General features: G+C 36.3%; 16 protein-coding genes. 4 read left to right on the forward strand and 12 right to left on the reverse strand.

Annotated features, from left to right (window positions below):
• Positions 1–379 precede the first annotated feature (379 nt).
• Positions 380–994, reverse strand: coding sequence for a hypothetical protein (locus ACY0M5_RS16820; RefSeq protein ID WP_461629944.1), 615 nt, complete (start codon positions 992–994; stop codon positions 380–382).
• A 141-nt stretch (positions 995–1,135) separates the two neighbouring features.
• On the reverse strand, positions 1,136–2,329 hold the full coding sequence (locus ACY0M5_RS16825; protein ID WP_461629945.1) for a pyridoxal phosphate-dependent aminotransferase: 1,194 nt from the start codon (positions 2,327–2,329) through the stop codon (positions 1,136–1,138).
• 190 nt (positions 2,330–2,519) lie between these two features.
• On the opposite strand from ACY0M5_RS16825, the gene ACY0M5_RS16830 reads away from it, so the two are divergent.
• Entirely contained in the window at positions 2,520–3,044 is a 525-nt protein-coding gene (locus ACY0M5_RS16830; RefSeq protein WP_461629946.1) for a DUF7935 family protein, read from the forward strand.
• A 104-nt stretch (positions 3,045–3,148) separates the two neighbouring features.
• Positions 3,149–4,477 (forward strand): DEAD/DEAH box helicase, encoded by a 1,329-nt coding sequence (locus ACY0M5_RS16835; protein WP_461629947.1) that lies wholly within the window; start codon positions 3,149–3,151, stop codon positions 4,475–4,477.
• Between the two features lie 190 nt (positions 4,478–4,667).
• Here ACY0M5_RS16835 and htpG read toward each other — a convergent pair whose 3' ends face one another.
• The gene (gene htpG / locus ACY0M5_RS16840) at positions 4,668–6,719 is read right to left on the reverse strand and encodes a molecular chaperone HtpG (protein WP_461629948.1); all 2,052 of its coding nucleotides are present in this window, start codon (positions 6,717–6,719) and stop codon (positions 4,668–4,670) included.
• Positions 6,720–7,124: 405 nt separating this feature from the next.
• On the opposite strand from htpG, the gene ACY0M5_RS16845 reads away from it, so the two are divergent.
• The gene (locus tag ACY0M5_RS16845; RefSeq protein ID WP_461629949.1) at positions 7,125–9,758 is read left to right on the forward strand and encodes a DUF5686 and carboxypeptidase regulatory-like domain-containing protein; all 2,634 of its coding nucleotides are present in this window, start codon (positions 7,125–7,127) and stop codon (positions 9,756–9,758) included.
• A 48-nt stretch (positions 9,759–9,806) separates the two neighbouring features.
• On the opposite strand, the gene ACY0M5_RS16850 is transcribed toward ACY0M5_RS16845, so the two are convergent.
• The 9 genes from ACY0M5_RS16850 to thrA form a co-directional block, all read right to left on the reverse strand.
• Positions 9,807–11,771, reverse strand: coding sequence for a dipeptidyl-peptidase 3 family protein (locus ACY0M5_RS16850; RefSeq protein WP_461629950.1), 1,965 nt, complete (start codon positions 11,769–11,771; stop codon positions 9,807–9,809).
• The gene (locus ACY0M5_RS16855; protein ID WP_461629951.1) at positions 11,768–12,586 is read right to left on the reverse strand and encodes a hypothetical protein; all 819 of its coding nucleotides are present in this window, start codon (positions 12,584–12,586) and stop codon (positions 11,768–11,770) included. Before ACY0M5_RS16855 ends, ACY0M5_RS16850 begins: the two co-directional genes overlap by 4 nt.
• A 50-nt stretch (positions 12,587–12,636) precedes the next feature.
• Complete coding sequence (locus tag ACY0M5_RS16860; RefSeq protein WP_461629952.1) at positions 12,637–13,830, reverse strand: aspartate aminotransferase family protein; 1,194 nt, start codon at positions 13,828–13,830, stop codon at positions 12,637–12,639.
• A 54-nt stretch (positions 13,831–13,884) separates the two neighbouring features.
• Positions 13,885–14,592, reverse strand: coding sequence for a LytR/AlgR family response regulator transcription factor (locus ACY0M5_RS16865; RefSeq protein WP_124992978.1), 708 nt, complete (start codon positions 14,590–14,592; stop codon positions 13,885–13,887).
• Between the two features lie 173 nt (positions 14,593–14,765).
• Entirely contained in the window at positions 14,766–15,446 is a 681-nt protein-coding gene (locus ACY0M5_RS16870; protein WP_461629953.1) for a TrmH family RNA methyltransferase, read from the reverse strand.
• 74 nt (positions 15,447–15,520) lie between these two features.
• Positions 15,521–15,793 (reverse strand): HU family DNA-binding protein, encoded by a 273-nt coding sequence (locus ACY0M5_RS16875; RefSeq protein ID WP_124992980.1) that lies wholly within the window; start codon positions 15,791–15,793, stop codon positions 15,521–15,523.
• A gap of 471 nt (positions 15,794–16,264) precedes the next feature.
• Positions 16,265–17,560: a threonine synthase gene (gene thrC, locus ACY0M5_RS16880; protein ID WP_461629954.1), complete on the reverse strand. Its 1,296-nt coding sequence runs from the start codon at positions 17,558–17,560 to the stop codon at positions 16,265–16,267.
• A gap of 54 nt (positions 17,561–17,614) precedes the next feature.
• Positions 17,615–18,541, reverse strand: a complete 927-nt coding sequence (locus ACY0M5_RS16885) for a homoserine kinase (protein ID WP_156194626.1) — start codon at positions 18,539–18,541, stop codon at positions 17,615–17,617.
• A 25-nt stretch (positions 18,542–18,566) separates the two neighbouring features.
• Positions 18,567–21,002, reverse strand: a complete 2,436-nt coding sequence (thrA, locus tag ACY0M5_RS16890; protein WP_461629955.1) for a bifunctional aspartate kinase/homoserine dehydrogenase I — start codon at positions 21,000–21,002, stop codon at positions 18,567–18,569.
• A gap of 653 nt (positions 21,003–21,655) precedes the next feature.
• On the opposite strand from thrA, the gene ACY0M5_RS16895 reads away from it, so the two are divergent.
• Positions 21,656–22,387: a hypothetical protein gene (locus ACY0M5_RS16895; RefSeq protein WP_156194624.1), complete on the forward strand. Its 732-nt coding sequence runs from the start codon at positions 21,656–21,658 to the stop codon at positions 22,385–22,387.
• Positions 22,388–22,493: the final 106 nt, after the last annotated feature.

Raw genomic sequence — 22,493 nt, forward strand, 5'->3', positions numbered from 1 at the left:
CGGGGGAGTTTTTTTGTGTCATTTAATTAAAATATATATTCCATAAAGTATCGTCTGATTATATGTGGAGTTCGAAATTGAGTCCGGAGACCGGGACTCGTATAGTGAAGAATGCGTTAATAACAAAAAGTTGTCTGAGCACAGCGAGTTCTTTTTATTCATATATAAATTTCATAAATAGGAGTTCATGATCTCACAAGTTCGGTAGTTTAGTATTCGAAATAGTAACGGGTGGTTGAGGACGTTTTCGTTGATTTTTTGTCTACTTTTTCATCCAAGGAAAAAGTAGAAGCCCATCTGGCTTTAAGACAATATTTCAAACAAAAAACTCCCTTAATAATTAAGGCGTTTCTCAATATCATAGAGAATTACGATTTAATTAGAATACAATCCCCAGCTGAAGACGAATAAAATCATAATTGCGGGATAAGTTTGCGCTAAAACCAATATTGCCACTGACATTTGGCCCCATTTCCCATCTAATCCCAAATGAAGGAACAAGCCACGCATTATGATTCCGATCATCCTCTTCGTAACAATTGGAATAATAGCAATCATCCTCATCTTCCGGATCAACAATTTCCAATGCTATTGTAATTAAATCGGTTCCCAATCCAATATAAGGTTTCACTTTCCCTTCACCCAGAAATAATTTTGCATTCACCAACCATAAAAAATTGGTCTCTTTAAAATTTATTTCATCAGCATAACCTGTATCATAGTAATCTCGCCAAGATGTAAGAGTAAATTCAGTTCCAAAATAAAAATTTCCTGAATTCACACCTAAATCCAAACTAAAAGCACTTCCTGATTTTGCAAACTCTTTTGCATCTCCTGATGTCCATGCCGGACCATAATGAAAACCAACTTCAAATTTTGAAATGTGATCGATATCAGGAGAATATTTCTTTACTGGTTTTTCGTAGGTATACTGAGCAAAAGAATGATTTGACAGCAAGATTATGGCAGATAATAACAAGAGTTTAGTTTTCATGATGTCCTTTTTAATATTGATCCTTTTCATTAATAAGACAAACAACTACACCTCCTCACTTACTCTAAATATAAAATTATCCAGCAAAAAATGGCCATCTCATTTGCATGAGACAGCCATTCAATTATATAATTCGATTGATTATTTCAGTTTCTCAACCGATGCTTTTATTCGACAGATAGCTTCTGCCATTTGCTCTTCGCTGGTGGCATAAGACAATCGCAAACATTCAGGAGATCCGAATGCCTCACCGGTTACAGTTGCAACATTGGCATCTTCCAACAAAAATAAACTTAAATCTGTAGAATTGTTAATGGTGTAACTTCCATTTGCCTTCCCAAATAATTGAGAAACTTTAGGAAACAGATAAAATGCACCATTTGGCTCACGGGTTTCGAAACCAGGTACTTCTCGAATTTGTTCCAAAGCTAAATCTCTTCTTTTGTGAAATGCTTTTCTCATGGCAACAGTTGTTGACTGATCACCATCTAAAGCCGCAACAGAAGCAATTTGAGCAATCGAAGATGCACCTGATGTCATCTGTCCCTGTAACTTGTTACAAGCTTTTGCAATCCACAACGGAGCCGCAATGTAGCCAATCCTCCATCCTGTCATGGCATAACCTTTAGAAACACCATTAATTACTACTACCCGATCAAAGATATTTTCAAATTGAGCAATGCTTTCGTGAGCACCAACGTAATTGATGTGCTCATAAATTTCATCAGAAAGAATCGTAATATCCGGATATTTCACAAAAACATCTGCAAGTGCTCTTAATTCCTCTTTTGAATATAAACTTCCTGTAGGATTGCTTGGTGAACTGAATAAAAAGGCTTTCGTTTTTGGAGTAATCGCCGCTTCCAATTGCTCAGGAGTAATTTTAAAATCCTGCTCGATTGGTGCATATACAAAAACATTAACTCCTTCAGCTAGCTTTACAATTTCGCTGTAACTTACCCAATAAGGCGAAGGAATAATTACTTCATCTCCTTTATTGATGATACTCAAAATAACGTTGGTAATTGATTGTTTCGCTCCATTTGAAACAACAATTTGATCAACGGTGTATTCCAAATCATTTTCCCGTTTCAGCTTACCTACCACTGCCTTACGTAATTCAACATAACCAGGAACCGGCGAATAATGAGAATAATTATCATCAATAGCCTTTTGTGCTGCCTTTTTAATGTGGTCAGGAGTATCAAAATCTGGTTCACCTACGCTCAGATTGATAACATCAATTCCGAGAGCTTTCATTTCTCTGCTTTTTTGAGACATCGCAAGAGTTGGAGACACTTCCATTCCTGCAATTCGATCCGAAACTTTCAACATTCTAAATTAATTTAGGGATTTAGTAAATTGCTTAATACTTTTGTGTTTGTTGTTGTTGTTTTCCCCCTTGATAATTAAAATAAACGGTGCGATTAGTTTATCTTCGAATTATCATTTCAGTGGATAAAGATACAGTTTTTAAATACATAGGGAATCCATAACTATCGAAAAATATAAAGAAACTATTAAAATGAAAGACATTCTTGAAATTAGTAAGTATATCCTGCCATCATTGGTTGTTTTTGCTACTGCTTATCTGCTGATAAAGCAGTTTTTAAAGCATGAAGAGCGCAAAATTAAGCATCAGCTTTTACTGAAGAATCAAAAACAAACCACTCCAATAAGACTTCAGGCCTGCGAACGGTTAATTATTTTTCTGGAACGTATTCATCCCGAATCGTTAATTGTTAGAGAAAATACAAGCGGGTTAACAAATTTACAATTGCAGCAAAAATTGATTCTTGCCATTCGTACTGAATACGAACACAATCTTTCACAGCAACTTTATGTTACCGATGAATCGTGGATGCTGTTAAAAAATGCAAAAGACAGTACAATTCGATTAATTAATACTGAAGCCACGCAAACGGCACCTGAAGATTCTTCAATTGTTTTGTGCAAAGCGATTATTGAAACACATATGCAGCAACAAAAACCGGCTATTGTAACTGCAATTTCGGCATTGAAAAATGAGATTCAACAAATATGGAGCTGATTTAAAGCATTGAACAGCTATACAAATAAGGACGATAAACAATGAAAGATCGCTAATGTCGGTTTATTTGCCTATTTTTGCACAAATTTTCAAATACCATGGTAATGATTTCATTTGACGACATCAAAATAAGCAAACAGATTAGAATGGCGCTTAACGAGGCGGGATTCGAGAAACCAACAGAAATACAAGAGAAGGTATTTTCCCCTATTCGTGCAGGCAAAGATGTAATTGGGATTGCCCAAACAGGAACAGGTAAAACCCTGGCCTATTTGATGCCGATTTTAATGAAATTAAACTACGCACAGGGATTTGATCCAAGAGCATTAATCGTTGTTCCAACCCGTGAATTGGTTTTGCAGGTTGTTGAAACAATTGAATTACTGTCTCCCTATATCAACCTGCGCGCCGTTGGGGTGTATGGCGGGGTGAACATCAATACTCAAAAGGAAAAATTGTATGCAGGCATTGATATCATTGTGGCGACTCCTGGTCGTTTAATGGATATCTACATGACCCGAATTCTGAAATTCACCCTGATTAAAACTCTTGTGGTTGATGAGGCTGATAAATTAATGGATCTGGGGTTTATGCCTCAGTTAAAGGCGATTTTCGAAATCATTCCTGAAGTTCATCAGAACCTACTGTTCTCGGCAACTTTCTCGGATACGGTTGCTCAATTAGCTGATGATTTTCTTATAAATCCTGAGCGAATAGAAATTGCGCCACAGGCTTCTACCGTTGAAAACATTCATCAAATTCAATATCAGGCTCCTAATATTCTTAGTAAAATAGCTCTGCTTAAACACCTTTTAAAAGACAAAGAGGTATTTAACAAGGTGATGATATTTACCGAGACCAAGAAGAATGCGGATCGGATTGTGGATCGTTTGGAAGAATTTTTGGGCGAAGACCTAAGTGTAATTCACTCGAACAAAGCACAAAACACAAGGATTAAGGCACTTAACGACTTTAAAGAAGGCAGATCAAGAGTATTAATTGCTTCTGATGTTGCTGCCCGAGGTATCGATATTGATAACATCAGCCACGTAATCAACTTCGACATTCCGAGCAACTACGTTGAGTATGTTCACCGTGTAGGTCGTACCGGACGTGCCGAAAAAGATGGTACTGCCATTAGCTTTGTAAATAAAGGCGAAGAGGAGTTGATGGAACAGGTAGAAGCTTTAATTAAAAAGCCTATTGAAATAGGAGCGGTTCCTGTCGAAGTTGTATTTACAAGCCAATTGCTTGAAGATGAAAAAATACAAACCCGAAATATTAAAATTAAAAACACCATCCGTTTGGATTTATCCAGTGGTGCCTTTCATAAGAAATCAGCTAAAAATTCAAAGACTCCATCGGGTTCAAAAGGCCGCCAAAAGGCAATTGAAAATAAGAAACGAAACCGAAAGAAGAAATCTAAAAAATAAACAAAACAATGAAAAGCCCGAAAGGGCTTTTTTTTGTGCATCAAAAAGCCTTAACAAATAAGGGGTGCCTGCATTTAAAAGCTTATAAATTCAGGAAGGCTTTGGTTTTTATATTTTCCGGGAAAAACATATCAACAAAAAAACGGCCGGACTGTAATAGTCCGGCCGCCATATATCTGTGAATTATCAATTACTTGATCATATCAACACTTCGTTTTACAAATTTTGCTAACTCTGCTCCTTTCAACATATTGTTGGCAAGCAATGCAAGGTCTATTAATTGTTTTACCAACTGATTGTCCTTACCATATCCTTTCAGCAATTCTTCTTTTTCAGCATTCACAGCAGAAATTTGCTTCTGAACCTCAGCCATTTTATCTTTTTCCTCTTGAGGAACTTCGTCTTCTTTCTTGTCCTTTTTCAAAGCATCCAATTGCTCTCTTTCCTCGAATAATGGAGTCAGTTTAGCTGAAACCTCAGCAAGCTTTTCGCCCATCTTAGCATCCTTATCGTTCAGAATGTTTTCAATTAAAGCATGATCCGAATTAACAACCAAATTAAAAGAATCAGGCATTTCACCATAGAACCCCATTCCCGCATTCATGGCTGCCATATCTTTCATACGACGCATAAATTCCGATTGAGTAATCAGCAATGGCTGCGCTTCCTCTCCTAACGATTCGAAAGCTACAATATAGTTTACTTTCCCCGATGGTAAATGAGAATTGAAAACAGGAATCAAGTCATTTCTTTGTTCTTCAGTAAGCTTAGATACTTTCACTTCATCTTTCTGAATCAATTTTTCAATGATATCAGAATCAACACGAACATATTTTGTAGTTGGCGTTTTTTGCTCCAAATGATTAATAAGGTGATTGTCCAACTGACTATCCATTACCAAAACATCATATCCTTTTGCTTTTGCAGCCTCAATGTAAGTATACTGAGCATCTACATCAGTAGCATATAAAGTAATGATGTTGCTGTCTTTATCTGTCTGATTTTCCTTGATAATTGCCTCATATTCTTCCATTGTAAAATACTTTCCTTCAGTATTTTTGAACAACATAAATTTTTTGGAACGATCGAAGAATTTATCTTCAGTCAACATTCCATACTGAATGAATATGCGTAAATCATCCCATTTTTTCTCAAAATCTGCACGGTCATTCTTGAAAATATCATTCAAGCTGTCGGCAACTTTCTTAGAGATATGACTGGCAATTTTCTTCACATTTCCATCACTTTGCAGGTAAGAACGGGATACGTTCAATGGAATATCCGGAGAATCAATCACACCATGAAGCATGGTTAAAAATTCAGGAACAATTCCTTCAACCGAATCGGTAACAAATACCTGATTGCAGTACAATTGAATTTTGTTCTTTTGAATTTCAACACTGTTCTTAATTTTTGGGAAATACAGTATACCGGTCAGGTTAAAAGGATAGTCAACATTCAAGTGAATGTGAAACAAAGGATCCTCTCCCATTGGATACAACTGACGGTAAAAATCGCTGTAATCTTCCTCCTTCAAATCAGCAGGCTTCTTTGTCCATGCAGGATTTGTATCGTTAATAATATTGTCTTCGTCGGTATCAACATTCTTACCGTCTTTCCATTCCTTTTTCTTTCCAAAAGCAATTTCTACAGGTAAAAATTTACAATATTTGTTCAACAATTCCTGAATACGGCTCTCTTCCAAAAAGGCTTCTTCCTCTTCCGAAATGTGCATTACAATATCGGTTCCCCGATCAGCTTTCTCTACTTTCTCTAAAGTATATTCAGGATTTCCTTCACAACTCCATTTTACTGCTTCAGCACCTTCTTTGTGCGAAAGAGTCACAATATCCACCTTATCGGATACCATAAACGAAGAGTAAAATCCCAATCCAAAATGACCAATAATGGCATTCGCCTGATCTTTGTATTTATCCATGAACTCTTCAGCTCCCGAAAATGCAATCTGATTGATGTATTTTTCAATCTCTTCCTGAGTCATACCAATACCGTTATCGGAAATAGTAATCGTCTTTGCTTCTTTATCAATACTAACAGAAACTCTTAATTCTCCTACTTCCCCCTTAAATTCTCCTGAAGAAGCTAAAGTTTTCAATTTTTGAGTTGCATCAACTGCATTAGAAACAATTTCACGCAAAAAGATATCGTGATCTGAGTACAAAAACTTCTTAATAATTGGAAACAGATCGTTACTGGTAACACCAATTTTTCCTGTTGACATAGTTATATCGTTTTAAAATTTTGAATTACAATTTTTCGAATGTGGAATAGTCAAAGCCTATGCCAAGAGAAATTTTCTGTCAATAAGACAGAAAACAAGAAAAAATTTCAGAATGCTGTCAGTACTTCTCAAATTAAACGACAAACAAAGCACATAATTGTTAGCTGGTACGCAGACCTCAATCATCATATTACTGATAATTGTTTACTGACACTTTACAAAACATGTTAAATACTATTCTATTTTATTAAAAAATCATAAAAAGCAACTACTGTTTAACTTTATATTGTATTTTCCTGATAAATTTACAATTCTTAAAAGGAAGAAATATCAGCCAATTAAAATTCCATTGTATCCTTTTCAAACGTTCAATCGTCTTAGTCTTACTAATAACAAAAACAAAGTATGATCAAATTCACAATTAGCTCCCTACTACTCTTATACTCCTTACTGAGCAATGCACAACAAATTACAGGTACAATATCCGATACAGATGGCAACGCCATTCCATTTGCTAATATCTACATAAAAACGCTGGCTACCGGAACAACTTCAAATATCGACGGACAGTATCAATTAAACCTCCCCAACGGCGAATGGGAGCTCGAATACCGGTATTTGGGTTTTAAAACCAAAAATGTAAAGGTGAACATCAACAACAAAGATGTGGAAATGAATGTTGCTTTGGCTCCTCAAACCTATCAGTTAAAGGAAGTAAAAGTATTGGCCAGCGGTGAGGATCCGGCCTACTATGTAATGAGAAAGGCAATTGCAATGGGTGATTATTATACCAAGCAAGTCAGCGAATACAACAATACGGTATATTTAAAAGGATCGGGGAAAATCACCAGTGTACCAGGGCTTTTTAAAAAGAAACTGGCTGAAGAAGGCATTACCGAAAACAAGACTTTTGTAACCGAAAACATATCAAAAATTCACTTCGAACTTCCAGATAAAATTGAAGAGGAAGTGATATCTGTTCGTTCATCGGGTTTAGGCGAGCAGACCAACCCAATGCAGTTTATTACGGCCAACTTGTACGATACCAAAGACGATGGATTCATATCACCCTTAGATAAAACAGCATTTTCTGTCTACAAATTTCAGTTGGAATCGGTTTTTGAAGATCAGGAAAGAATGATCAACAGAATTAAAGTAACGCCCAAACGAAAAGGAAAAGATCTCTTTCGTGGATTTCTGAATATTGCCGAAAATTTCTGGAACATTCATTCCGCCGATTTACAACTCAATCTTCCAATGACAGATGTACACATGCATCAATTGTATGCTCCTGTTAACGAAAGCGTATGGATGCCGGTAAGTTTCGATTTTGATGTGAATTTTAAAGGAATGGGATTTGGCATGAATATGATTTATGTTGCTTCCATTAAAGACTATCAGATAACACTAAATCCTGATTTGGATCATGATTACCTAAAACAACAGGAACTGGCTTTAAAGCAGGAAGCTGAAAGCATCAGGGAAGTAACCAACCAGCAAGATTCGAAAGTTCTGTCTGTCAAAGAAAAAAAGCGGAAAGATGAAATCCAAAATCTTTTGGAAAAGGACGATATGAATAATTCGGAAATGCGAAAGTTGTACCGATTGATGGAAAAAGAAAATCAGGAAAAGCGTGCAGAGAAGGTAAAAGAACCTCTGGAAATTAAAATTGAAAAGCTGAAAATTGCTAAAGATGCCAAAGATAAAGATTCCTTGTACTGGACTCAGATGAGACCCATTCCTCTATCGGAAGATGAAAAGATTAGTTTCACAAAAAAAGATTCGATCGAAATTGTTCGTAACACCCCGGAATACAAAGATTCTGTTCGCCAGGAAAATCGGAAATTTAAATTCAAACATGTTTTGTTTGGTAAAACATATCAATACAAAGAAGAAAATTCTTCACTCACAGTTCCAGGCCTTTTTGCTTTCGATAAAATTTCCTACAACACGGTTCAGGGTTTTACATTTAATGCGCCTTTCAGATATACTAAAAAGGATACCATTGGTCATTATTTCGATTTATCACCTGATTTCACCTATGCCTTCTCCCGAAAGCATCTCGATTATTCATTAAGCAGCAGATATCGTTACAACGGTATGAAACGGGCTTGGATCGGGTTTAAAGGAGGAAGCAAAGCGGTTGATTTTAATGAAGAATCCGGTATAAATCCGATGCTGAATATGATGACTTCTCTTTACTATAAAGACAATCATTTAAAACTGTATGATAAAAACTATGTGAATATCTGGCATGAAACCGATCTGGCAAATGGCTTAAATCTTCATACGGAATTAGAGTATGCCAACAGGAAACAACTTTACAACACCAATAAATTCTATTTCACTGGTCCGAAAGACAACGCCTACACTCCCAACATCCCAACAGGCGTAAATCCCGAATTGATTCGAGACAACAAAGCATTAACTTTTATTGCCCAATTAGAATACACTCCTCGTAATCGATACACCATTAAAAAAGGTGTTAAAAGCATGGTCAACTATCATTCGCAACCAACATTTTCAATGCTTTATAAACAGGGAATTAGCGATGTAATCGATTCGGAAACCGACTATTCCTTGTTGGAAGTCTCGGTAAAACAAGCATTTGACATTGGCTTTAACGATCGTTTAAACTATAGTGTCCGAGCCGGAAGTTTCCTTACCAACAAACAGACTTTCTTTGCTGATTACCGCCATTTCAACACCAGCAAACCAGTACTTATGTTTGCAAACAAATGGGATACTTTCCGATTACTTCATTACTATCAACACTCAACAACAGAAGATTATCTGGAAGCACACCTGCAATACACATCCGATCGGTTTCTGCTAAAGCGGTTGCCAATACTGAATAATTCAATGGTAATTCAGGAAAGATTATTTGCCAATTACCTGACTCATGCTGATAAAAAGAATTACTGGGAGGTTGGATACGGTTTATCGCAAATATTCCTTCTCTTAGATGTAGAGGTTGTCTGGAGTTTTGATGGCAAACATCACCAGGACACAGGAATTAAATTGAAACTTAATTTCTAAATTGAACTTATAAAAAGAGGCTGTCTCAATAGAAACAGCCTCTTCATTTTAATTTATATTCGGTAGAAAGGAATACCTCTCTCCATACTCAAGCATCTGCTCCATAAAATCCATTGGATAAGAAATTCGAACATCAACAATTTTGCCTTCTTCGTAAACCGGGTGGTAATCCGGATTAATAAAGCCAGCATAAGCTGCCAGATTCAGCTTTTCGAATCTTTCCTTCACCTCCTTATGTAACTCAACATCAACCTTCACGGCATAATCTTCAACCAGACGTTTACCTGCCTCAAAATCGCCTTCCGATTTTATTCGTTGTACTTCTTTCAATAAATCTCCAAATAGTATTCTCAGTTTTAGATAATCATTCACAACATAGTAAGTCTTCCCTTCTTCCTGCACCTTCACAATCACCTTATCCGATTCTCCTTTTTCAAAAACCCACTTGGCTATTAACTGACGATTTCTCATGTGAGATTCTTCAATCTCTTTTCCCAAGTCAATTCTGGTCAGCTGAGTAATTAATCCATTGCGAATGTACCCGTCGTATTCAGCTTTGGCAACCTCCAAACCTGGCATCAATCCCAAGTCTACCATTTTAGGATCCATCATGTAATACAAGGCAAATAAATCAGCCCGGGCCTCTTCCAGTGTTGAATGGTAATTTTTTAATGCATCCATCCCCACACCAGGCAACAACTGTCCCGAACCATGACCAAGACATTCGTGCAAGTCGGTATGCAGGTTTCCTCCCAAATATCCATGCTCTTTTGCCCGCGCAACTTCCTCTTTACTATAGGCGAATTCATCAATCATTCCACTTTTTAAAGACGACTGATGATAGGCATGCGTAATGTTATCTATCGTAACTGATTTACTTCCATGTTCTTTACGAATCCATTCTGCATTTGGTAAATTAACCCCAATAGGCGTTGCCGGATGGCAATCGCCTCCCAGCATCGCGACGGTAATTACCTTTGCACTCACTCCTTTCACCTCTTTTTTCTTGAATCGTTCATCAACAGGAGAGTGATCTTCGAACCACTGTGCACTATCGGAAATAATCACAGCTCTTTTGGTGGCTTCAATATCTTTAAAATTAACGATAGATTCCCAACTGCCTTTAATTGCCAAAGCATCACCATACACTTCAATAAAACCGTTCACTACATCCACATGAGCATCTAAATCTTTCACCCATAAAATTGAATATTCATCGAAGGCTTTTAAATCGCCGGTTTTATAAAACTCAACCAATTTCACCAAGGATTCTCTTTGAAGTTCACTATCCGCAACAGGTATCGCCTTTTCCAGCCAAAACACAATTTTTTCGATGGCCTCGGAATACATTCCTCCCACTTTCCATGTTTTTTCAATCAGCTCACCATTCTCCTTCATCAACTTGGAATTCAAACCTGCAGAAATTGGCCGTTCCGGATCTCCCTTTTCCATTTTGGCATAAAAATCTTCCGCCTCCTTCTCACAAACTCCCTCATAGTAGTTATTTGCAGAATCCTTAATTAAATCAAGTTCAGGATTCAAAACCACACGTTTTGCATCCACATCTTCATCGAACAAAACAGGAACCAATCTGGTCAGCAAACCAACAACATCTTCTCCCTCCAACAAAGGCAACAACTCGTAATTTGTATTGCTCAATAGTTCGCCAAAGTACTCTTCAGAGAATTCAGGCATGAACTTATCCATCGAATAATGATGATGAATTCCGTTTGAGAACCAAACTCTCTTGGCATAAACCAAAAAGCTTTTGAATTCATCCGATTCCCGATCGCCATCGTAGGATTTAGCAATAGCCTCCAAAGTGCGGCGAATGCTAAGATTATTTTTATTGTTTTGATCGAACAGAATATCGCGGCCACAACGCGCTGCTTCCGCCAGATAATAAATCAATTCTTTCTGACTCAAACTTAGTTCCTCAAATCCGGGAACCTGGTATCTTAGTATCTTTATATCAGCAAACTGCTCTGTTTGATATTGGAATATTTTACTCATTTCTCTTTCTTATTTCTTACATCAACATTTTCAACTAATACCCATTTCCCTTTTTGATACTCAAGCGCATCGTAAGAAAAATCAGGTCCGTAATATTCAAATTGATTCTGATAAACTGGCAATGACGGCGCCAAATGATCAAATACAATTCTTTTATCTTTTTCGTTGTATTGAATAGTCATTCTTGCCTGTTTAGCGTATTCGAAAACTATTCTGTCTAAAGTTTTTCCTTTCCAGATAATCACCGGCATACCAAAAGTAACTTGTCCTTTCTCATCAAAACTAATCACTTCAACAAGCTTCTTGTTGGTTCGGAAATCATTTCCATCCCATCCCAACAGGAAATAAGAATTACCAGATTTTGCCTTAAACGGAATAATTTGATAGTACAACGCACCCGGCCAATTTACTGCCGGGTATTGATGAAACATATCAGCTACAAGCTTCGCATCATGCAAAACCTCAACCCGAGTTGATTTCTTCAGTTTAATTTGCAGCAGCCCAAAATATCGGTAAGTTCCATCATCCAAAACACAATTCCAATTAAAAATCCGAAATTTCTGATCGGGAGAAATCAACTTACCCATTTTTGATAATTCAGAAAACGGATAATCAAAACTCTGTTCTTCAACCAACAAATCCGAAAATATGTTTTCAATTTCATTACAGATACTCAATTTTAAAGAATCAGTATCAGCCAGAACCAAACAATCAAACTCAGATTTGATTTGCTGTTCCTTCTCCAATAAATTAATCTGCGAAAAAAGACTCGAAGACCCGAGTAAGACAAAAAACACAAGTAATAATTTTCTCATCAATCTATTTTTGAATATTCTTACAGGAACAGCATCAATTCTGTGAAACATTATTTTTTCACCTTATTCATTGCCTCAATTAGTAAATCTGAGGCATGATGAATTTCCTCATCAGTAATATTTAAGGGAGGTGCAATTCGAAAAGCTCCGGCACAAAATAAGAAAGGATCCATAATAACACCCAACTCATATGCTTCTTTCATGATAGCAAGCATGATTTCCTGAGATTCTACAATTACAGCAATAAACAGTCCCAACTGTCGAAATCCTTTCACCATTGGATGATCTTTTAGCAAAGTCACAAAAAGCTCTCCTTTGCGCTGAACGTCATCTACAATATTTTCCTCCAAAAGCACTTCCAGAGCAGCCTTAGCCGCAGCACAACAAACAGGATGTCCTCCAAAAGTGGTAATGTGTCCCAACATTGGATTGCTCTTGAACGTGTCAAGTATCTTTTTATCCGATATAAAAGCTCCAATTGGCATTCCGCCTCCCATTGCCTTCGCCAGACAAAGAATATCGGGAACAACATCGAAATGCTCAAACGCAAAAAGTTTTCCTGTTCGTCCAAATCCCATTTGAACCTCATCGAAAATCAGTAAAGCACCTTTTTCGGTACACCTTGCCCTCAAAGTCTGAATAAATTCTTTGGTTGGAATAATCATTCCTCCTTCGGACTGGATGGGTTCCAAAATAACACAGGCTGTTTTATTGGTTATTTCCTCTAAATCCATAATATTTCCGAATTCAATAATTCGAATGTCCGGCAATAATGGACGAAAGGCATTTTTCAATTCCTCGTCACCCAATACACTTAAAGCTCCGTGAGTACTTCCGTGATATGCATTTTTAAAAGTAATTATTTCAGATCTACCGGTAAATCTCTTAGCCAATTTTAAAGCTCCCTCATTGGCTTCACTCCCCGAATTCACAAAGTAAACCGAATTTAAACTCTCGGGCAGATTATCGGATAAGAGCTTGGCCAATTGAACCTGAGGAGATTCAATGAACTCACCATACACCATTAAGTGCATATATTTATCAACCTGATCTTTAATGGCCTGACGAACACGAGGATGCCCATGCCCAAGGTTACTAACAGAAACGCCCGATACGAGATCCAAATATGGCTTTCCGTCCGGGCTGTACATATATATACCTTCTGCCCTCTCTATTTCCAATGCAATAGGAAAATCAGAGGTTGTAGCTACATGCTGCAGAAATAATTGTCGATTTGTAATCATAAACAGAATTTTTATTTAAATACAAAATTCAATAAAAATCCTGCCATAAAAAAACTATCGTGTCATTAAATTAATATCTCCTAATAATTTATCACGATATGATTTTCCGATAGGAATTGCTTTTGACCCACTTTCAGTTTCAATCACAACTGAATTATCTTCAATCACTCCAATTTTACTCAAATTAACGATATATGAACGGTGGATTCTTGAAAAACGAGTAGAGGGCATCTTTTCTTCGATGGCCTTCATGGTAAAATGTATTGTGTATTTTTCATGATAAGAATTCACAACAACATAATTTTCAAGAGCTTCAATCCATAAAATGTCATCGTAATTCAAACGAACCAATGCCGAATTACTTTTTATAAAAATCTCATTCTTATCCTGCATAAAACCTTCGCTGTTTTTATAGCGACGGTTAGCCTTACTAACCGCTTTAAAAAACCGACTGTAACTAATAGGTTTTAATAAATAATCAGTAACATCGTACTCAAAAGCTTCCAGAGCATACTGTTCTTTTGAAGAGATAATAATAATTTGCGGTGTAGTACTTAAGCTATTTAAAAATTCCATGCCACTCATTTCCGGCATTTCAATATCTAAAAATATCAAATCAACAGGTTCGTTTTTTTTGATATTATTTATCGCTTCAATTGCACTTGGGTAGGAGGCTCCAAATGTTAGGAAGTCTGTTCTTTCAATATAACTTTCAACAACTTTTCTCGAAAGCTTATCATCGTCAATTACAACACAATTCATATAGTGGTAGTTAATTTTTATTCAAAAATAGGTAAATAAATCATACTTATCTATTACAAAGTAGTTTTCATCAAAAATAATAATCTTTTTACCATTTCCGAAATATTTAACCAAAATATTCCCTTTTACAAAACTTAACTTAATATAACTTTTTTTTCAAATTGGTTCTATTATTACTTCTTTTTTAGAAATTTGCCGAGAAGCTCATCCCCCGATCTTACCGATCGCACCAACCAATCTAATTTTAACTCCAGCTTTTCATACTCAGACAATTGCCAATAAATATCCGATCGTCGAAGCTCCGTAGTAAGATGATTTAGTACTATAGCAGCAGAAACCGATATATTAAAACTTTCCGTAAAGCCGTACATTGGAATTTTCACAAATTCATCGGCATTATTCATTACTTCATCCGACAAGCCCGTCAGTTCCGTTCCAAAGAAAAATGCAGCTTTCCCCTTAGTCAGATCAAAATCGGGTAAAAGAATATCATTTGAATGAGGACTTGTTGCAATAATTCTATATCCCTGATTTTTTAATTTCGTAATTGTACTTAAGGTATTTCTTTCTTCTTTATTGTATCTGTGCAAATTCATCCACTTTGACGCTCCCATTACAACATCAGGATTTAAATGATATTCATTGTGATTTTCAATAACATGCAAATCCTGAACACCAAAACAATCACATGAACGAATTACTGCACTGGCATTTTGAGCTTGAAAAATATCCTCCAAAACCAAGGTTATATATCTTGTTCTGTTTTCAATATTTTTATCCAGTAATCCGATGCGCTTTTCACTAGTAAAACCTTCCAAAAAATGAATCGATTCCTGCAATAACTTCTTCTCCATCCACAAAAAATTAGGAATAAAAAAAAGGAGGTATTATTGATACACCCCCTCTAACATCTTTTGACAACAATTATCTATTGTACAGAGTCTGCTAATTCAGAACCAGCCTTAAATTTGATAACTTTTTTTGCTGGAATATTGATTGGTTTACCAGTTTGAGGATTTCTACCGGTTCTAGCATCACGCTTAGAAACAGAAAATGAACCAAATCCTACCAGTGCTACTCTATCATCACTTTTTAATGCCTCAGTAGTCGTTTCAATGAAAGCATCTAATGCTTTTTTAGAATCAGCTTTAGTCAAACCAGCTTTGTTTGCAATTGCATCAATTAATTGAGCTTTGTTCATAACTTTATAAAATTTTAGGGTTAAAAATTGCTTTTAAATTTGAATCATATACAAATATAAAGGATTTCTGATGGTTTGCAAATTTCCGATAAGAAAAAATAAGAAATTTAACCTTTCAAAGATCGAAACATAATAAAACTATAAATTTTCAAGCTATTCCCCGTAAACAATAAAGAGCAGAATGTGAATTAAATCATAACTCTATTTAAAGGTCTTTCTTATTTAACTGATTTACTAAAATACTTTATTCACTAACATTTAATATGACATGCCAACAATAAACATAACCCCCAACACTACACACACAAACAACTAACATTCAACACTATAGTTAGATTTAAGGGATGTGTAAAACCATCATCAAAATCTCTTGTATATTTCGTTAAAATGTATTACACAATGATATACATCAGTATAAGATGATTGAAAACAAAAGGCTGTTCATAAATAATGACAGCCTTTCGGGAGATCCTATTTAAGTAAGAGGAAGCTTTTAAACTCTGAAAAATCTTTACTTATTAAAATACTCTTTTTTTCTTTTCCCAAACACTCCTGGAGATAGTCCGGAACTCTTATTTCAATATTAAGTACCTTTTCAACTGTATCCTTAAATTTTGCCGGGTGCGCTGTTTCCAAAAAAACACCTACCTCATCTTCTGTATTTAAGTATCTTTTCAAACCCAGATATCCAACGGCACCATGCGGATCAAGAATGTACTTATTCCTACTATATACATCTGCTATTGCCTCTTGAGTTTCCTTATCTGAAAACCACGCTCCCTTTACATCTTTGATTATGTCAAAATGTTTCTCCTGATACAATTCCATCATACGAGCAAAATTACTTGGAGCTCCAACATCCATAGCATTTGATATAGTTTGAACAGAAGCTTTTGGCTCATATTTCCCGGAACTTAAATAATCCGGCACAACCTTGTTTGTATTTGCTGATGCAATAAATGAATCGATTGGCAATCCCATTTGTTTTGCCAGCAATCCTCCTGTAAGATTTCCATAATTCCCGCTGGGAACTGAAAATACAACTTTTTTATCAGTTGGCTGCAATTGTGCCCAAGCGTAGAAATAGTAAAAACTTTGTGGTAACAAGCGAGCTATATTTATAGAATTTGCCGAAGTCAAACTCAATTCTGCATTCAAATCAGTATCTCCAAAGGCAGTTTTAACCAATGCCTGACAATCATCAAAAGTGCCATCAACCTCAAGAGCTGTGATGTTTTGTCCCATGGTGGTTAATTGCTGTTCTTGAATCTTACTCACCTTTCCGGCAGGATATAATATAATCACCTTTACACCCTCAACACCTAAAAAGCCATTGGCAACTGCACTGCCCGTATCTCCTGATGTTGCAACCAAAATGGTTACCTCTTCCTGATCCTGCTTTGCGAAAGCACTCAGACATCGAGACATGAATCTGGCACCTACATCTTTAAATGCGCAAGTTGGTCCGTGAAACAGCTCTAAAGTATTAACACCATCTTCTATCGGCACAACTGGGATCGGGAAATTAAGTACCTCTTTGGTAATTTTCTTCAAATCAGAATCGGAAATGTCGTCACCAACAAAGAGTTTAGCCACTTCATATCCTATTTCAGGCAAACTTAATTCTGTCAATCGTTGAAAGAATTCATCATCCAACTTTGGTATTGAAACCGGAAAAAACAATCCGTTATCCGGCGCAAGCCCTTTTATTACAGCTTCCTTAAAGCTATAACGTATATCTTTATTATTTGTACTAAAATATTTCACAAGTCTATCTTTTCTTGAATCAAAATCTATGCGATTTATTAACTAATTACACTTTTACAGAATTTTCACTCCACCTTCACTTACTTTGGAAACATAAATTTTGTAATCCAAATCGGTACGCTTATAAACTGTATCCATGGCGGCAGCAATAACATCTGCAGACTCCTTTCCTTTTGCCAATGCAAATACCGATGGTCCTGATCCGGAAATACTGCAACCCAATGCTCCGGCTTCCATAACAGACAGTTTCAATTCATCAAATTCAGGTATCAGAACCTTCCTTTGTGGTTCTACTATATGATCTTCAAGAGAACGTCCGATCAAATCATAATCTGCAGTATAAAGTCCGGCCATTAAGCCTGCCACATTTCCCCACTGACGAATTGCCTTTTTTAGAGGAATTTGGGGAGACAATATTTCCCGTGCTTCTTTGGTCTTGATTTCAATTTGTGGATGAATAACGACACACCATAAATCTGCCGGTGGCTGAATATGAATTACATCCAGAGGATTGTATCCCCTAATCAGACAAAAACCACCAAGTGTTGCAGGAGCAACATTGTCAGCATGAACATCACCCGAAGCAACCTCCTCACCTTTCATAGCAAAATCAACCAATTGCATTCTTGTATATGGCTTACCCAACAATTCATTTACTGCAACAACCGCACCTGCCGCACTTGCTGCACTAGATCCAATTCCACTACCAGGCTTGATATTCTTAATGATCTCAACATCAAAGCCCTGATCGCTTTCCAAATCATCCAATAAAGCCTGAATGGCTACACCTGCAACATTTTTCTTTGGATCAGTAGGAAGATCCTCATAATCCTTTACCGTTTGTATAATTATTTTATTCTGATCATTTTTAGTAATAATCATTTCATCGCCCACCCCATCGATGGCAAATCCTAATATATCGAACCCACAACCAACGTTGGAAACGCTGCCCGGAGCAAAAACTTTCACACTATCTGACATGTTATTCAATTTTCTTTGTTGGTAATTAATTGCTGGTTATTCTAATGATATCGCCAAAAATTCCCGAAGCTGTAACTTCTGCTCCGGCTCCGGCACCCTTAATAATCAATGGCTGATCGTTGTACCACTTCGTTTTTAACGAAATCACATTATCCTTACCATGTATATCGTAAAACGGATGATCGGGCGTAACCTCTTTAAGGCTTACATTAGCTTTGCCATCTGCGAAAGAAGCGATGTAACGGTACCTGATATTTTTTTCAGCCATCACAGTTCTCCATGCCTCAAAATGATCATTATGAGCTTCGAGATCGCGGATCAAATCAGCTGCCGTCTCTCCATTCAGACAAGATAATGGAATCATAGGCTCATGCTCTACATCCTTCACCTCTAACTTGTAACCAGCTTCACGAGATAATATCAAAAGCTTTCTTAATACATCCATTCCGCTCAGGTCGATTTTCGGATCTGGTTCAGTAAATCCTTGCTCCATTGCCATCTTAACTGCCTCAACAAATGATTTACCATTATTAAACTCATTCATTATAAAGTTCAAACTACCCGAAACAACAGCATCAATTCCAACAATTTTGTCGCCGGTATGAATCAGACTGTTAATTGTACTAATCACCGGTAATCCTGCTCCAACATTGCTTTCGAACATGAATTCTACATTGTGCTTTTTTGCAGCAGCTTTAATTCTTAGGTAGTTATCAAATTCTGAAGAAGCCGCAATTTTATTGCATGCCACAATAGAAACAGTGGAGTTCAAAACCTGCTGATACACCTTACTAACAGATTCACTTGCAGTGATGTCTACAAACACAGAATTTCTAAGGTTTGCCTGATCCATTCTCTTTACGAATTCCTGCAAATTGGCCACCTCTGATTCTTCCTCCAATTTCTGCTTCCAATCCTGAAGCATATTTTCATCCTTTGCAAAATACATTTTCCGACTGTTAGTCACTGCACGAACAATCAATTGCAAACCTTTCTCTTCAAGAAGATAATCGTATTGATTTTTCATGAATTCCAATAATTTTCCCCCAACATTACCTACTCCTGCAATGTACAGGTTCACTTTTTTATGAGTTGAGATGAAAAAATCCTCATGAATAACATTTAATACTTTTTTTACATCAAAGGTTGGAACCATGAAAGTAATGTTTAATTCATTACCGCCCTGAGCCATAGCCCGAATATTCACTCCGTTTCTTCCAAGTACACTAAATACTTTTCCCGAAATCCCAGGGGTATATCCCATATCCTCACCAACAACGGCTACAATAGACAAATCCTGCTCAACAGCCGGTTCATTTACCAAGTTCATTCTAATCTCCATTTCGAACTCGGAACGAACCGCCTCAATAGCCAACGCCCTATCACCCTCATTAATCCCAACACTCATACTCTGCTCCGATGAAGCCTGAGTAATTAGAACCACATTAATTTTATTCTGAGCCAAACAAGTGAAAAAGCGAGATGCAAATCCGCTTATACCAACCATTCCACTTCCCGAAAGAGTAAATAAATTAATGTTGTTGATTGAAGAAAGTCCTCGAACTATTGAGCGTTCACTTTTAGGTGCAGAAGTGATCAGAGTTCCCTTTTCGTCGGGAGCAAACGTATTTTTAATGCGAACATTTATTTTGTTCTGCAGTACCGGAATTAAGGTTGGAGGATAAATAACTTTAGCACCAAAATGAGAAAGTTCCATTGCTTCCTGAAAAGACATCTGCTCAATTGGCTGAGCCTGCGATACCAATCTTGGATCGGCAGTAAACATACCACTGACATCAGTCCAAATTTCCAACTCGCTGCATTTTAAACCTGCCGCCAAAATAGAAGCTGTGTAATCCGATCCACCACGCCCAAGCAGTGTCATTTCACCTTTTTGACCGGAAGCTATAAAACCGGGAAACAAAGCAACTTGAAATTCTACATTTTTAACTGCTTCCAAATTCTTATTGGTCTGCTCGCTATTTAGAAATACTCCTTTGCCATTCTGTGTTTTGATAAAATCTCTGGAATCGAAAAGCACAGTATTCATCCCACATTGATTTAAATAGGCTGAAAAAATTAAAGAAGATAATATCTCACCTGATCCCATTACAGAATTTTTCACCTTTTGCGAGATTTCTTCCAATAGATAAACCCCTTGAAGTAGTTCTGCTATCTCATCAAATTTCTTTGATGTACCCAATTCTATTTCTGCTGGTAAATTAAGTTCATTAATTACTTGAAAATGCCTTTCCTTTACTTTAAAAAGGGAATTTTCATATTCTTTATTTCTATCACTGGCCAGATTAATGCATCTTTCCAACTCATCGGTAACTCCGCCAAAAGCTGAAACAACTACAACTTGCTTACAGTTGGCATAATTCCTTTTAATAATCTCCTGAACGCGCTTACAATTTTCTGAATTAGAAACTGAGCTCCCTCCAAATTTTAAAACCTTCATTGATTAATTTCTTAAGATAGATTCCCTTCCGTACAAATGTCCGGTTGTCCATCGGTTGATATAAATTTTGGTTAAATAGTTATTCTGCTTTATTATTAAGAATGCTCCAACAACACCAATTATAAAATAATCAGTTATTGTACAAGGTACAAAATACCCTATGTTTTTTGAGCAATCAACTACTCACCTGTGGCGATATGTAAAAATTCAACCCCCTAAAGGGTTGTGGTTGTAGTTGTGATTATTGTAGGAATAGTACAAATAGAAGTTTCAGACATAGACATTTCCATGCTGGTTCCCAACATGTTCATTTCAATCGCTATGTTATTTATCTGTTTCAAAAAAGCTATTCCTCATCTTTAAGAGTTTCAAATATATGCTTTTTTTTTTCTTATCTGTATCATTTCAAAAGGATTCTTTCAAATTTTATTGGCCAATAATAATACTGCAACCCAATGCAAACGATATTATTCTTCCTTTTTTTGCTTTTGCAGAAATACAATTCCAACAATTTTCATTGTGATTCCTCCTCAATTAGAACTAAAAATAAAATACTCATTACACCCTCAATATTAGCTGTTTAATAAATATTAATTAGAATTATTCTAAATAAAATTGTAAATTAAGTCTTTATTCACCAAAACAATATTATCATGAGAAAGAGAATAATTGGTTTAGCAATTGCTTTATGTTTCAGTTTTGCTGTTACAGCACAAACCAATGAGAAAGCTGAGAAAACAGTTGTTGAAAGTGTTTACATTCTGCCAAAAAAAGGAATGGCTGATGAGTTCGAAAAAGCAATTAAAGCTCACAATGAAAAATTTCATCCAAAAGGTGATTATGTGGCAGGTTTACGAAAAGTGGAATACGGTGATAAAGCCGGCTGGTATGTTTGGATTATGGGTCCAACAACATATGCTGCTCTGGATACCCGCCCGGCAAAAGAAAACGGTCATGAAGACGATTGGGATAAAACAGTAGAACCTCTGATTCAAAAATATGGTCCAATCAATCTTTGGAATTACAACCCCAAATTATCTTTTGGAAAAGAAATTTTAATGAATGCCAGGTATTATGAAGCCTGGGCAATCGATCTGAAAAGAGGACAATATTACCGTTTTGAAGCACTTGCTGAAAAATTAATGAAAACATCGGAGAAATTAGGATTTGCATTTCTAATTTTCAACAACCCATTACATACAAGCGAAAGTGCGGATGTTGGAATGATATGGGATTTTAAAAGCTATGCCGATTGGTCTTCGGATAGTGGATTTAAAAAAGAGTTTGAAAAACTATACGGAGAAGGATCATGGCAAAACATGTTCAATGAATGGATGGATATTACCAATGATTACAATGCTGAATTAAGAACCATCATTAGATAAATAAAACTTTAAAACTTAAGCGGTTAATTGGAATTCTAATTAACTGCTTTTTTTATGCCCAATTTTTTATTTAATTCCCTTTGCATACTTAGCCTGAGTTTACAAT

The sequence above is a fragment of the Labilibaculum euxinicum genome, from assembly GCF_963678175.1.
GTDB classification, from domain to species: domain Bacteria; phylum Bacteroidota; class Bacteroidia; order Bacteroidales; family Marinifilaceae; genus Labilibaculum; species Labilibaculum euxinus.

What these genes read in the sequence shown, in the direction of transcription:
- ACY0M5_RS16820 (WP_461629944.1), bottom strand. Translation starts at nt 994, where the DNA reads ATGAAAACTAAACTCTTGTTATTATCTGCCATAATCTTGCTGTCAAAT.
- ACY0M5_RS16875 (WP_124992980.1), bottom strand. Translation starts at nt 15,793, where the DNA reads ATGAACAAAGCTCAATTAATTGATGCAATTGCAAACAAAGCTGGTTTG.
- htpG (WP_461629948.1), bottom strand. Translation starts at nt 6,719, where the DNA reads ATGTCAACAGGAAAAATTGGTGTTACCAGTAACGATCTGTTTCCAATT.
- thrA (WP_461629955.1), bottom strand. Translation starts at nt 21,002, where the DNA reads ATGAAGGTTTTAAAATTTGGAGGGAGCTCAGTTTCTAATTCAGAAAAT.
- ACY0M5_RS16845 (WP_461629949.1), top strand. Translation starts at nt 7,125, where the DNA reads ATGATCAAATTCACAATTAGCTCCCTACTACTCTTATACTCCTTACTG.
- ACY0M5_RS16870 (WP_461629953.1), bottom strand. Translation starts at nt 15,446, where the DNA reads ATGGAGAAGAAGTTATTGCAGGAATCGATTCATTTTTTGGAAGGTTTT.
- ACY0M5_RS16885 (WP_156194626.1), bottom strand. Translation starts at nt 18,541, where the DNA reads ATGTCAGATAGTGTGAAAGTTTTTGCTCCGGGCAGCGTTTCCAACGTT.
- ACY0M5_RS16825 (WP_461629945.1), bottom strand. Translation starts at nt 2,329, where the DNA reads ATGTTGAAAGTTTCGGATCGAATTGCAGGAATGGAAGTGTCTCCAACT.
- ACY0M5_RS16850 (WP_461629950.1), bottom strand. Translation starts at nt 11,771, where the DNA reads ATGAGTAAAATATTCCAATATCAAACAGAGCAGTTTGCTGATATAAAG.
- ACY0M5_RS16895 (WP_156194624.1), top strand. Translation starts at nt 21,656, where the DNA reads ATGAGAAAGAGAATAATTGGTTTAGCAATTGCTTTATGTTTCAGTTTT.
- ACY0M5_RS16865 (WP_124992978.1), bottom strand. Translation starts at nt 14,592, where the DNA reads ATGAATTGTGTTGTAATTGACGATGATAAGCTTTCGAGAAAAGTTGTT.
- ACY0M5_RS16830 (WP_461629946.1), top strand. Translation starts at nt 2,520, where the DNA reads ATGAAAGACATTCTTGAAATTAGTAAGTATATCCTGCCATCATTGGTT.
- ACY0M5_RS16835 (WP_461629947.1), top strand. Translation starts at nt 3,149, where the DNA reads ATGATTTCATTTGACGACATCAAAATAAGCAAACAGATTAGAATGGCG.
- ACY0M5_RS16855 (WP_461629951.1), bottom strand. Translation starts at nt 12,586, where the DNA reads ATGAGAAAATTATTACTTGTGTTTTTTGTCTTACTCGGGTCTTCGAGT.
- ACY0M5_RS16860 (WP_461629952.1), bottom strand. Translation starts at nt 13,830, where the DNA reads ATGATTACAAATCGACAATTATTTCTGCAGCATGTAGCTACAACCTCT.